General features: G+C 64.6%; 10 protein-coding genes. 1 reads left to right on the top strand and 9 read right to left on the bottom strand.

Annotation, left to right across the window (positions count from 1 at the left end; all coding sequences use genetic code 11):
- Positions 1 to 6: 6 nt before the first annotated feature.
- Positions 7 to 867 carry a hypothetical protein gene (locus MZC64_RS10310; RefSeq protein WP_247763212.1) on the bottom strand — a complete coding sequence of 287 codons (861 nt, stop codon included), beginning with the start codon at positions 865 to 867 and terminating at the stop codon, positions 7 to 9.
- A gap of 687 nt (positions 868 to 1,554) precedes the next feature.
- On the opposite strand from MZC64_RS10310, the gene MZC64_RS10305 reads away from it, so the two are divergent.
- Positions 1,555 to 1,818, top strand: a complete 264-nt coding sequence (locus tag MZC64_RS10305) for a hypothetical protein (RefSeq protein WP_282105000.1) — start codon at positions 1,555 to 1,557, stop codon at positions 1,816 to 1,818.
- A gap of 89 nt (positions 1,819 to 1,907) precedes the next feature.
- Here the strand turns inward: MZC64_RS10305 and MZC64_RS10300 are convergent, their stop codons facing one another.
- From MZC64_RS10300 to MZC64_RS48590, 8 genes are all read right to left on the bottom strand, one after another.
- The gene (locus MZC64_RS10300; RefSeq protein ID WP_247763211.1) at positions 1,908 to 2,168 is read right to left on the bottom strand and encodes a hypothetical protein; all 261 of its coding nucleotides are present in this window, start codon (positions 2,166 to 2,168) and stop codon (positions 1,908 to 1,910) included.
- Positions 2,169 to 2,239: 71 nt separating this feature from the next.
- Complete coding sequence (gene istB, locus MZC64_RS10295) at positions 2,240 to 3,031, bottom strand: IS21-like element helper ATPase IstB (RefSeq protein WP_247763210.1); 792 nt, start codon at positions 3,029 to 3,031, stop codon at positions 2,240 to 2,242.
- Entirely contained in the window at positions 3,028 to 4,644 is a 1,617-nt protein-coding gene (gene istA, locus MZC64_RS10290) for an IS21 family transposase (RefSeq protein ID WP_247763209.1), read from the bottom strand. The genes istB and istA overlap by 4 nt, the downstream gene beginning before the upstream one ends.
- A gap of 570 nt (positions 4,645 to 5,214) precedes the next feature.
- Positions 5,215 to 6,681, bottom strand: coding sequence for a hypothetical protein (locus MZC64_RS10285; protein ID WP_247763208.1), 1,467 nt, complete (start codon positions 6,679 to 6,681; stop codon positions 5,215 to 5,217).
- Between the two features lie 2 nt (positions 6,682 to 6,683).
- Entirely contained in the window at positions 6,684 to 8,174 is a 1,491-nt protein-coding gene (locus MZC64_RS10280; protein ID WP_247763207.1) for a DUF4365 domain-containing protein, read from the bottom strand.
- Between the two features lie 157 nt (positions 8,175 to 8,331).
- Positions 8,332 to 9,165: a hypothetical protein gene (locus MZC64_RS10275; protein ID WP_247763206.1), complete on the bottom strand. Its 834-nt coding sequence runs from the start codon at positions 9,163 to 9,165 to the stop codon at positions 8,332 to 8,334.
- 121 nt (positions 9,166 to 9,286) lie between these two features.
- Positions 9,287 to 10,462: an McrC family protein gene (locus MZC64_RS10270; protein WP_247763205.1), complete on the bottom strand. Its 1,176-nt coding sequence runs from the start codon at positions 10,460 to 10,462 to the stop codon at positions 9,287 to 9,289.
- Positions 10,459 to 12,699 carry an AAA family ATPase gene (locus MZC64_RS48590; protein WP_247763203.1) on the bottom strand — a complete coding sequence of 747 codons (2,241 nt, stop codon included), beginning with the start codon at positions 12,697 to 12,699 and terminating at the stop codon, positions 10,459 to 10,461. Before MZC64_RS48590 ends, MZC64_RS10270 begins: the two co-directional genes overlap by 4 nt.
- Position 12,700: the final 1 nt, after the last annotated feature.

Raw genomic sequence — 12,700 nt, 5'->3', positions numbered from 1 at the left:
ATCGGACTACGACTTCAGCTCGAGCTGCACACCGACCGGCTTGCTCACCGGCATCCGGCGAACGTCAACGGTGAACTGCATCCGATCGGTCGCCTCGTCGACCTGGAGCGAGGCCACGTCACCACCCCTGGTGAAGCCGATCGGATCCCAGTACGCCTTGACCCCGGGCGGCAGCAGGATCCGGTACACGGCGTGCTCCACTGGTCTACCGAATTTGAAGGTGAAGCTGTCGGTCTGCTTCGACACCATCAGTGGAACGCACTTCCCTGGCCAGAACCACTCGACTCGGAATCGAACGTCGGCACCCGCTCCAACCGTGGTGTCAAAGTGCGACATTACGCTGATCCGCCCATCCGAACGCCAGTCCTTCGTCACACGGAACTGGGTCCCGATCCGACCGTCCGCATCCACCCTGCGCACCACGACCGACATCCTCTTTTTGTAGCGAAGGGGCTGCGGCCAGCCCGCGCCGAAGAACAGCCGGATGAATCGGGCATCGCCACCCTCGATCACCGCGTGGATCAGAATGTACTCCCGAGTGTCCCCATTCGACTCGATGATCGCTGTCTGTTCCCAACTCACCACGCGAAAGTTGCGCTCCCACGCCGCATCACCATAGGCGTGTACCAACTGCTTCTGCCCCTCAAGTTCGACGAGCAGCCTGCGCCTATCACTGACCAATGCGATCAGAAGCGACAGCACAATCAGAATCGTCGCGATCATGACCCCGGCCCGCACCGCCGTGTTGCCGAACAACACCCCGAGCACCGCTCCGAAGGACATCAGCCCCAAGGCTGCCCGAACGATGCCCCGAGCCCCCTCCTCAAGCAGGAAGCCGTCAAGCCAGTCCACGAACTTCTGAAACATGACCACCCCCACCCGCCATGCCTGTAACAAGCATTGTGGCGGAAGTAGCCAGCAAACCTGGCAAAAAGCACCCACCCGGCGCAGTCCACCTAATAGATCAGTCGCGCCGCTCAGCCCAAGCCCCTACTTCACCACCCTGAGCCCAGACCGCTCCCTCCGTCCCGCGCCACCTACCTCACCTCCACCCAGCCGAGCCAAATCCCACCGAGCCCAATACCCACCCCGCCCCCGATAATCCTCAACACCCTCGGCAAATGCCCGAGTCCCATAACGCTTCTCCAACCGCCAAAGATCACGCCGCAATGCACCGCAGGCGATCCCTCCCGTCGATCAACCCACGTCACCCGCCGAGGAGCCCCACCGACCCGAACCCGATAAACAACATCCCGAGGCCAAACCAAACCCGTCGAAACGGTATCGACACCAGGCCCCACCAACCGAATTTTGCCACCAACCGACAATAACAATTCAACCCAATCACCCATACCAGGCAAGGCACAACAAAGAAGGACCCAGGAAAATAAGACAGAACCAATTAACCAACCCAGGTGGCAACTTCCAGCAAACCCAACCCCGCTGGTTCAGAGCCGCTCGCACCGTGGGGGTCCGGGGGCTCGGGCCCCCAGGTCAAAGAACCCAACAAACAGCGAAAGCGCCCCGCGCTAAGCAGGGCGCTCCCGTTGTTGGGTGGACCTTGGGGGAGCTTACTACAACACAAAACCCCAGGTAGAAGCCCTGGAGGGGCTCCTCCGGAAGCTACCCGACCCCACCACACCCCCTCCGCCGGCCGTCGACCGGCTGAAACCAGGCCGGGCACGGCAGCTTGACACCGACCAGATCCAAGCGCTGATCGAGGGCTACCTGGCGGGCGCCACAACCTACGAGCTGGGTGCCCGGTTCGGCATCGACCGACGAACGGTCAGCAACATCCTCCACCGGAACGGCGTGTGATTTTGACGGTGTGAAGCGACGTCACTTATTCGTCGATTCGGACGTCACTTCCTCTCCCAAGCCATGATCGATGTCGGTGAAAGATGACGTCACTCGCGCCGACTCGGTGGCGTGGTCCGGAGGCCGTGTGCGGTGAACTCCAGGATGTCGAGGTAGGCGTCTAATCCGGTCTTGGCATGCCATCCGTGCCGGGTGGTGAGGAAGAGTGCGAGTTCGGCGCGAACCTGGGGGCTTGCTTGCCGGAAGAAGCCCGCGGTGAGTTCAAGCAGCCCGGGCAGGTGGTCCTGCTCGTCGTCGGTGTCCCAGGTTGCCCCATCCAGTGGGAGCTCGTCGGGGTCGGGTGTGAGCATCGGTCGTCCTCTGCTCTGGTGGGCTTCTCATCGGGGTCAGTGCTGGGGTGTCGTGGTTGGTGGGGAAACGGTCAGGTGCTGGCGCGTTCGGCGCGTGCGCGGGTTTGGGCGAGCCGGTAGGAGTCGGTCCCGGTCTCGATGATGGCGCCGCCGAAGGTCAGGCGGTCGACGATGGCGGCGCAGAGCCGGGGGTCGGTGAAGGTCTTGGTCCAGCCGCCGAAGGACTCGTTGGAGGCGATCGCGACGGAGTTCTTCTCCTCGCGCTCGGTGAGCACCTGGAACAGCAGTTCGGCGCCGCGCCGGTCGAGTTCCATGTAGCCCAGTTCGTCGATGCAGAGAAGATCGACGCGGCCGTAGCGGGCGATGGTCTTGGTCAGGATCTTGTCGTCGGCGGCTTCGACCAGTTCGTTGACCAGCTTCGTAGCCAGGGTGTAGCGGACCCGGAACCCGGCCATGGCGGCCTCGGTGCCGAGTGCGATGAGCAGGTGGGATTTGCCGGTGCCGGAGTCGCCGATCAGGCAGAGCGGCAGCCCTTTCTTGACCCACTCGCTGGTGGCGAGGGTGTGGATGACCGCTGGGTCGACGTTGGGGTTGGCGTCGAAGTCGAAGGCGCGCAACGACTTCTCACGGGGGAACGCCGCTGCTTTGATCCGCCGTTCCGAGCGGCGGCGAGCTCGGTCGTCGCATTCGGCCATCAGCAGCTCTGCCAGGAATCCGCGGTAGGACATCTGTTCGCGGGCCGCGGTTTCGGCCATCTCGCTGAACTGGGCGCGGATCGTCGGTAATCGCAGCATCCGGCATGCCTGGTCGACTGCGGCGTCGGCGGCCTGCTCGGTGAGTCCCCGGTGACGTGGAGCGCTCACGGGCTCGTCCCTTCTCCTGAGGTGTGGCCGCGCAACAGCTGGTCATAGATGGCGACCGAGGGCAGCGGCCGGGTGTCGGAGGGCAGCTGCGTCAGGCGGCGACGGGTCAGCGAGGTGACCTTGCCCGGCGTCGCGAACTCACCGACTGACGCCGTCGCGTCGGTGTCCTCGCCATCGGCGGCCTTGCGTGCCTCCAGAGCGACCGCGTCGGCGGTCAGCGCCCCGACGCGCAACGCGGTGGCAAGTCCCGCGACCACGTGCTCGTGGGCCATGTGCCGGTGCAGCAGAAGGACTTCGATCAGCGCGCGGGTGCCGACGGTCTCGCCGTGGACCTTGTTCGCCTCAGCCCACCATGCGTCGTGCACCGGGGTGAACTTGCCCGCCGAGCGGGCCTGTTCCAGTGCGGTCGCCCCGGGCAGCGCGCCGGGCTTGCGCACCAGCGCCTCCAGGTAGTGGTCCAGCTCCAGGCGGGTGCCGCCCTTGGCCAGCAGGCGTTCGTGCCGGGCGACTTCGATGCGACTGTCGTAGACGACCAGCTCGGAGGCGTGCAGCAGGACCCGCACTCGCCGCCCGATCAACCTCACCGGCACCGAGTAATGGTTGGTGCGGACGCTGATCTGGCTGTAGCGGTCGACCTGCGGGGTGAACCAGCGCCCGGTCTCGAACGGCTCGTCCGGCAACGCCCGCAGCAACGGCTTCTCGACGGCGAACATCTCGCCGATCGTGCGGGCCCGCAGGCCGATCCGGCGGGCCTCGTCGGCGGTGTCCCACTCATCGATCATGGCGTTCAGCTCGGCCAGCGAGTCGACCTCGGGGACCGGGACCAGGTGGTTGCGGCGGAACCAGCCGATCTGCCCTTCCACCCCGCCTTTCTCGTGTGCCCCTTCGATTCCGGGTTGGCAGTAGAAGGGCTCGACGCCGTGGTGCGACCGGAACGCCGTCCACCGCTCGGTTTCCACCCGTTGCCGGGAGAACCCCAGCACCTGGGCGACCGCGGACTTGAGGTTGTCGTAGCGGAGCTTGCCGGTGGGCACCCCGCCGAGCACCCTGAAGGCGTGGACGTGGCCCTCGAAGAACGCCTCCTGTCCACCGGATGCGGAGATCCGGTGCACCGCCCTGCCGGAGAAGGACAGGCGCAGGCAGAACAGGAAACAGCTGACCTGTTCCCCGCGCAGCCGCACCATGACCTCACCGAAGTCGACCTCGGCCTCCGCGCCGGGCAGGTGGGTCTGCGGGATGAACACGTTCACCGGCTCCCGACCGGTCTCGGTCCTGATCTCCGGTTTCCGCGTCGCGACATAGGCGCGCACGACTTGGTAGGACACCTCGGTCATCGCGTGCTCGTCGATCAGCCGGGCGAAGATCCGCGTCACGGTGTGCCGCTGCTTGCGGGGCGCGTCCAGATCCGCCCGCAGGATCGCGTCGATCACCGGCTTGAAGGGGTCGAGCTTGGAGGCCCGGGGCGGGTACTTCTTCCGTTCCTGCGGCCAGGCCGAGGACATCGCCTGGGTGACCGTGCGCCAGCCCACGCCGTACTTACGCTCGATCGCGCGGCCCGACATCCCCGCCCGGGCGTCCCGGCGGATCGCGGCGTAGAGCTCGACCTTCGACATGGGCGGCATAGGCGCTCCTCATCCCGAGCACGCCCATGCTCCCACCGCAAGCACCCAGGTGACGTCACAATTCACCGACACGAACTTCCGCCGGAGCCCAGTGCTGTCGTCGTTGCCTGACAACCGACGTCGAAGTTCACGTACAAAGCCAGGCGTGCAGATGCGCCGACGCGGCCTCTCCTCTGACGAAGTCGACGACGCCATCCACCTCTACAAACTTGGCTGGTCACTTGCACGGGTCGGCGAACACCTCAACGTCGACCACACCACCGTGCTGACCAAACTCCGTGAACGTGGCATCCCCACCCGCGACACTCATGGGCGACCCCGATCTTGAACGGAACGATCCACGGCTGTCTCTCGGTCGGGCACTAGCGGTGACGGCCGATCCAACCCACACCCGATCAACCAGACCGGCCTACAGCCGACGTCACGGGCCAACCGGCCGCCAGCACGGCCCGTCCCACGCCATCCATCCCAATCGCCAAACCGGCCCGACATCACTCCGGAGTCCGATCCGACCCAGCGATGGCGGCGGGAACCCTTCCGGTGCGCCCCAGGGCCGGTGTCCTACATGTAGTGCGCGTAACGAGTGGCGACAGCTTCGTCCGGTGGACAGAACCGCAAGACCGCCTTGACTTGGTTGGCAGTGCGCAATGTGACCGGAACCCTGCCGTCGAGGCGCGTTTGGTTCCAGTTCATCTTGGTCAGGGCCAGGATCTCGCTGGCTCGGTCTCGAGGACTGCGGCTGCTGTGCACAGAGCGGATACCGATCGGCTGGGGAACGTACATTCCGGGGTAGGTTGAGTAGAACTCGATGCTCCCGTTGGTGTAGAGGGCCACCTCGTTCTGATCGAGGGTAAGCAACGTTCCGCGCAGTGGTGGCGCGTTGCCGGGTCGGAAGAGCCGGGCGCCTTCACTGTTGGTGATCCAGCTCATGTCGAGTTCATCGAGGTCTCGTTCGTCTGCAGCTGCTTGGAATCCGGCGACCTCGGCGGGGGTGAAAGATGAAGTCTTGTGAAGTGCGACCCGTGCGGGCATGTGCCGGTGTTCCTGCCGGTAGGCGTCTAGTGCGCGCAGGAGCAGCGCATGAGCGTCGTCGTCGGTGAGGTGTGGTTGACGGTCTTCACGGCTTACCCTGGCGGGTCCACCGCGCACGATGACTCCGTCTCCGCGTTCGTTGAACACCTGCGCGACCGAGGTGTCGAGCGTGTTGCGGTCCCCGCTGTTGTAAAAGGCGACGCCGACATAGCAGGAGGTCAGGTCAGTGGGGTTCCGCGGGAGCCGCCACGGCACGCCGCCGGCCTTGTAATACAGGGCGACGTGGAGATTCCAGGCGCGGGTGGCCTCGTCTTGGCGGCTGCGACCAGCAGGCGGTGGGGTCGCTTCGTCCCACGTACTTCGCCGGATGATCTGGATTGGCTGTCGCACGTGCAGTAGCCGGGCCTTGAGGAGGTCGTGGAAGTTCGCAAAGCGCGGCAAGGCCAGGCCCTGGGCAGTCGGACCATCAGTAGTTGCCGCAGTCGTCGGGTTAACGGTTGATCGAGACTGGCGTCCGGTTCGACGTCGAGTGTCGGTGAGCTGTTCTGGCCGCGCCACCAACAGGACGTCGACGCGGTTCTCGTCCGCGAGTGCTTGGATCTCGTCGGTGTACACGTCGACTGCCGTTGTCAACGACTGAGCACCGGTAGCGCTGCCAATGGCCCTCAGAGACCGATCGCTGATCGCCCGAGTGTTGCGGTCGCTGAACACGAGGGTGGTGTGCAAGCCACAATCGATGTCGCACCCTGGAAAGCTGGGGAACAGGTGGGGATAACGGTCGTCTTTTGCGGCAATGGGCTCGCGGCAGCGTTCGAGCCAGGTTCGTATGCCGCCGAGTTGATCAGCTGGCCCGATGAGGCCGACGCGGATGGCACGGGGCGCTTCGTCTGAACCGAGGTCGGCGGGGCCATAGTTGCTGATTCCGAACCGGGGGTCGATGTGTCGTCCCGCGCCACCAAACTCCAGTTCGGGCTCATCGAGGACCTCGGCCTGCATGATCACTCCTGTCCTCGGTGGCGGGATGCCTGGCGCGGTCTAGGGTTCCTTCGTTGGCGCTTAGCTTTCTGGTCGGTGCCGTTATGAGACGGTGTGTCCGGCTGAGGCTGCAGCGCGGGGTCGGTGAACAGAGTGAACAGATCGTCGGTGTCGATGCCTGCGGCGGCCAGGTCGGCAGCGGCGGCGAGGTCGGACGGCAAGTCGCGCGACTCGTCGTCAGGCGTTGCTTCGACCGGGGCTGCGCCCCACCATTTGTCATCGATGCCGCGCTCGACAGTCACGGTGAGCAGGTCCCCGAAGCGGAGCTGGCGGCCCGAGTTGAAGAGATCCTCATCGCCGCGCAGGTAGCGAGCCCACATCTTGGTCCAGCTCGCGACGGCGGCGTGTCTGTCGAGCTTCTTGATGCCCGTGAGCAGGCTGTCGGCGTAGCGCGATTGGGTATAGCCGTCCGAAGTGAAGCAGTAGTCCGGCTCTAGCTGGCAGTACCACGTGCCGCCGATCCGCCGGATACGGGTACGTAATGCCGCATGGTGGTAGTAACCCACTCGTTCGGGGTCCGATTTCAGGAAGTGCGGCCCGAAGACTGTGCGTCCGGGCGTACCTGGTGCCTTCCCGACCTTGCGTGGTTTCAGTCCTGGAGTTGCCCTGAAGTGGAGGTGTTCGCGTTCCTTGTGCCAACGCAGATCGGGGTAGCAGTCTTGCATGGTCCGACTGATGAGGTCGGCGAACCGGTTTGTGACCTCCCGTTCTTCGCTGGTCGCCCATTCACTCGTTTCGTGTTCTTCGGCATCACCCTCACACAGGACTTGTAGCGGCGCTTCACGAAGGTTGGAGAAGGAGAGCACGAGCCCGTCGCGCAGGATCCAACCTGATCGCCGCTCCGTCTGGCCTGCCAGTAGGTCCCCGGCTGCGCGGTAGTCGGTCGCTGAGGTTGTTGCGAGGTAGATGTGCGGCGGAAATTCGTCGATCGGCAGCAGGTTGGTGGTGAGTGTCTCCGTGATGGACGGTGGCCGGAGGTACAGGCCCGATTCGCGTGGGAGACCGAGGCTTAGTAGCGCAGGGGCGGCGTCCGCGTCGAATCGCTGCGTGCGTTTGTTGACGAGGACTGTGCGGGTGGCGCGAGCTGTCGCGTCTGGGAATGCAGCGTGTACGTCTGCCCACCATGCTTGGTCCTGCTCTGGATGGGAAAAGATCAGGATGACGGGGGCGTTCCCCGAGAGCCACAGATCCAGGTCACGTTCATCGCACAAGTACCGAAATTCGTCGTCGGTCTCAAACGAGAACGGTCGGTTTTGGGCCTTGCTCTGAACCAGCAAGACAAGGTTCAAGAGTGCGCCGCTGTCCGGGTCTACCAGGTCGATATGACCGTCGATGCCGTGATCAACCCGCCGGGGATGGAACAGGTAGCCCATCTCAAGGCACCGGGTGCCGATCAGGGAGATGCCCTTCTCGCCGATGATCGTTTGGGACGTGACCGTCTTACGCTGGGCCACTAGACCTCCCGGTGCCGATGAACGATTCGTCGAGGTTACGCGTGACCCCCGACAATTTTGGCTGGCCAGCGCCTCCGGCGGGGGCCGACTGCTGGCGCCACGCCCCTTCGACCGGTGGTCGGTGGTGGCGGCTGCGGCTGGCTACTGTTCGCCGCGTTCAGAGCCTGTTGAGCAGTCCAGCTGTGGCGGTGACCAGGGCGAGGACGTCTTCGCGGGTCCACACGAAGTGCTCAGTCGTACCCGGATCGTCGTGTGCGGCTCCGCTGAGCAGGGAGAAGATGTCCTCGACGAGGAAGGCCCAGCGTTCGCGCTGGTCACGATCCCGAGGGGATTTCGAGCGAGCCTGCCGCACGGTGTCGGGTGTGCCGTCCGCAGCACGAATCGCCTCGACGGCCTTGCGTGTTTCGCCGAGCGCCTCTTCCAGGTGGTTGTCCCGGATGAGTTCGCGCGCCTTGCGAAGGCGCCGTACGGCGGTCGCGTGCTCATTGTCGCTGGTCAGTGGTACGAGGATCTCGACGTAGGAGCCGACATCGACGCGCTCCAGCTCTTGCGCCCATTCGCCACCGGGTAGATCGAACCCGAGTTCTCCCGTTCCACCGACCAGCTGTGCTGGGTCGCCGTCCACGCAGGTCACGCTCATCTGGAGTGTGACCCAGATGTGCTCGGCCCCTTCGCGCAACGACTCGGCCACACGGAGTTGCTCGTGGCTGACGAAGCCGGTCAGTGTGAGTTCTGTGGCCACCTGGCTTGGGTTGGTCAGGTGAGCAGCAGTCAGGTGGGTGAGAAGTCGTCGATCTCGGCTGGAGTTCTTGCCGATGAGCATCGCCGCGGACACCTGGTACGGCGGGGCGTCCTTGCGCTCGGAAGTCCTCCTGATGGTGACGCTCAGCTGTGCCTGCGCACCGCCGACTGCTGGCCAGAGCCGAAGGACGCGGCGAGCAGGCTCAAACGCCAGTGCCTCGGTAGATGCGATGTTGAGGTGAAGCGTCATCGGCGACAACCGTTCGTTCCAAGGGGAGGCTAACCGGCTATTGTCCACCTGGCACGGCTCGTAGGCTCGGATTTTGAGAGCGTGTCGATAGCACGAGGGTGCCGTCGCGGGTTTCGATCACTCAAACGATCGCGGCGGCTACAGCGTTCGCGATGCGGTTGACCTGATCGAGGATGTGTTCCGTCGGCCGAGCGAGGTCGAGTACCCAGGTACGGAGCCTGGTGCCGACCTCAACCACGGTGTGGGAACTGGGCGCGTCCCCCGAGGCGTATACGAGGTGCCCTTCCGGTAAGCCGAGGGCGGTGCAGTAGGCGAGCATCTGATAGAGATCGGCGTGCGGCCGATCGGCGTCCTTCACCCGCTTGTACTTGGCGTCAAGGACTGCGGCAGGCCGGGCCCGCCTTTCCCAGACGAGATCGGGGCGGATGCGCAGTTGCCGCATCGTGTCGAGATGACTGGGGTACTGGTCGCGCAGCCGGCCTCCGTAGGGTTCGAGTGCGCGGCGGAGCGTGATAGTGAGCCAGTCTTCGAATGCCTTGTTGAGGTCGAAAAGGAATCCGCTGGCCGCGGTGGATCCAGACGGCTGATCGATGCTTCGTCCGGAGAGAATGATGCGAGCCAGCCGGAGCGCCGGTTGGTAGTGGCGTGTCAGCCTGGTCGTCGGCGTGTCGGGCGGCTTGTCCCCAGCGACCAGCGGGGTGACGTCAGCCAGGGTGGTCAGCAGTTGACGAAGACCGGCATGGGTTGCCAGCGGCAGGCCGGGAACACGGAGCAGCCGGCGGGCTGCGGTCAGCAGGATGCGGTTCTCGGGGATGTCGACGGTGTAGTCGTCGTAGCGAACTTCCAGCGGCACGACGAGGCCGAGGCGACGGCGGAGCTGATCTGCTTCGCGCAGGCGGCCACGCAGGAGTGGAAGGGCTTCTTCGACGGTGCGGTAGCCCTGGAGTACTCCGTGAGTGAGGGCTCGGCGGGTCGCGGCGTGGAAGGACACGGCCACTGCGGTGACGAGGTCGTCGACAGTGGCGAGGTCCACGATGTCGTCGTCGCGCCAGCCGCTGGGATCATGGGCGTGGCCGAGGAGCCACAGCAGTCGGTGGATACCGATCTTTGGTGTGACTCGAAGTTCGACCTCGCCGCATCGAAGCACGCCAACGTACGAAGACGCCTTGAGAATGGTGCGGCCTTCCAGGTCTGCACTGACTTTGACCGCTCCGGTAGTGGCTAGCGCGTCGGCAACCGGCCGGGCGATCGGGCTGAAGGCTCGGGCTTGGTGTTCGGGCAGGGTCAGGCGCCTCACGTCGGCGGCTCGCCGATCTCCTCATCTAGTACGGGATTCTCACGCGGTCGGCTGCGTGGGGTGGTGCCGTTGCGAAGGGCATCAATGCCGTAGAGGGCGAGGAGGTCGACGTTGTCGCCGATGTGCCGTTCTTCCAGGAGCGGCATGATGTGGTGTTTCCAGATACGGGCAAGGCCGGCCTCGGTGCCGACGCGCGAGTTCATCAGGTAAGAGGGGCCGATGGCAGCGTCGCGGTCGGCAACCCGGTCGTTGAGGGCGTCCAGCAGGTCGGCGCGATCGGCTGGCAGGCCATGTGCGTGGAGCCACCGACGGAGTATGTCGGCGACTGGGGCTTCGCCGGGAAACAGTCCCTGCCAGGAGAATCGCCGTCGCATGGCCGAGTCGACGAGCGCGATCGACCGGTCCGCAGTGTTCATGGTGCCGATGAGGTAGAGGTTGGGCGGCAGCCGGAAGTCCTCTGTTGGTGAGTATTGCAGTTGCACGGAGCGGCTGCGATATTCGAGGAGGAAGTAGAGTTCTCCGAAGACTTTGGCGAGGTTGGCCCGGTTGATCTCGTCGATGATCAACACGTAGGCGCGGGTGACGTCCTTGTTGGCTTCGTTGACGAGCAGCTTGAGCGGTCCATCCTCCAACTCGAACGCCACGGTGCCGGGGGTACTGCCGCGTTGTGGTCGGAAACCTTCGAAGAAGTCTTCGTAGGAGTAGGACGGGTGGAACTGAACAAGGCGATGTTCGCCACCGGTCTGTTCGGCGAGGAATTGCGCAATCTCCTGCGCGAGGTAGGTTTTGCCTGTTCCGGGCGGCCCGTAAAGGATGATCTGATTCTTCTCCCGCAGAAGATCAACAGTCTCGGACAGCCACTCGAGGTCCACGAACAGGTCGTTGGCGAGTTCTGCGGTCGGTTCGGGCAGCACGACTGGTTCGCTGGCAGGTGGTTCCGGAGTGTCTTCGGTGGGGTCGATGTCGGGATCGATCCCTGCCAGTGCGGCGAACTCGGCGACCTCGGCACCAAGGGTGCTCACGGTCATTTGCCCCGAGAGCCGGTCCTTGGGCGGAGCGGTCAACTGGTCGCGGGTGAAGGGTGTGTCGGCGTTAGCCCACCTGACCGGACGTCGGCGACTGTCCAGATGCTCGGGTGTCTCGGTCCATGTCGCCGCGCCAGCAATCGTACCGACGTAGACCTTGGCCCCATCGACGGTGGCGATGATGTCGCCGTCATGCATTTGGTTGAGGAACCGATCGAGCACCCCGACATGGATGGAGCGTTGTTTGCTCGTGAGGTCCGGCTGCATCTCGGCGAGTTGGGCATCGATCTGGGATCGGGTGCGCCCGGATGGCAGCTCTCCAAGCTCGGGGTAAGCCAGGGAGCAGTAGCCTTCTGCCAACCACTCGGGGATCAGGTTGCGGCCATGCACGTTCGCTCCCCGCACGAGCCAGCCCCGTAGTTCCGGTTCAGGATCGCCGGCGCCGGAGCGTAGGCGCCACCGCCTCTCCAGATCACTGTCGTAGAAGTCGATGTGGTCGCCGCGTTGACGTTCCAGCTCGGCCCGCAGGGCGGCCAGGTCGCGATCCTCATCGCCGGTTGGGTGGGGCAGGTCCTCTGCGAGTCCTTCGATGATCTGATGCTTGTGACGCCGCGACGCGATGCGCTCGAAGGTGTCGGGAAAAGCCAGGTGCAGCAACACATTTCGCTGGCTGTATGCGCTGTTGACGGGGATTGAGTCTGCGACGTCTCGAAACGCCCACGGGTCGGCTAGCGCGTTCTGCCTGGCCTCGGATGAGAGTGCCTTCCATGCCACAACGAATCGCACGAGCCAGGCGAGCTGTCGATCGCGGTAGGTGCGGTAGGCCGTGCCAGCTCGGCCGAATCCGCCGTCCAGCGCACCGTCGAGGTCCGACGGGACATGGATCGGTTGGGGTGAAATCGCCAGGACCGTCGAGAGGAGTTCGCGTTTGGCCGCGCCGCCGAAGTCGTTGGGAGCGAGCAGATGCAGGTACACCAGCTCGGCGGCAAGTTGGATCGTCTCAAGTGGAGCGTCGACGAGCTGCCGCCCTAGTTTCTCCGCAAAGCTCCCCCCACCGAGCTCCGGAGCATTCACAAACCGCTGGCAGAGGTCGTCAGCGGTTGTCTTTGTCCACACCGGACGACCAGGCGTGAACGCGGAGTCGTCGCTAGCGAGGCCAGCTTGTATGACACGCTGGGCGGCGGCGTAGAGGCTGTTGTTCTGGTCAGGCACG

It is taken from the genome of Crossiella sp. S99.2 (genome assembly GCF_023094165.1).
Classification (GTDB): domain Bacteria; phylum Actinomycetota; class Actinomycetes; order Mycobacteriales; family Pseudonocardiaceae; genus Crossiella.
The sequence above is the reverse complement of the archived record's forward strand: the minus strand, read 5'-3'. Positions and strand labels throughout refer to the sequence as shown.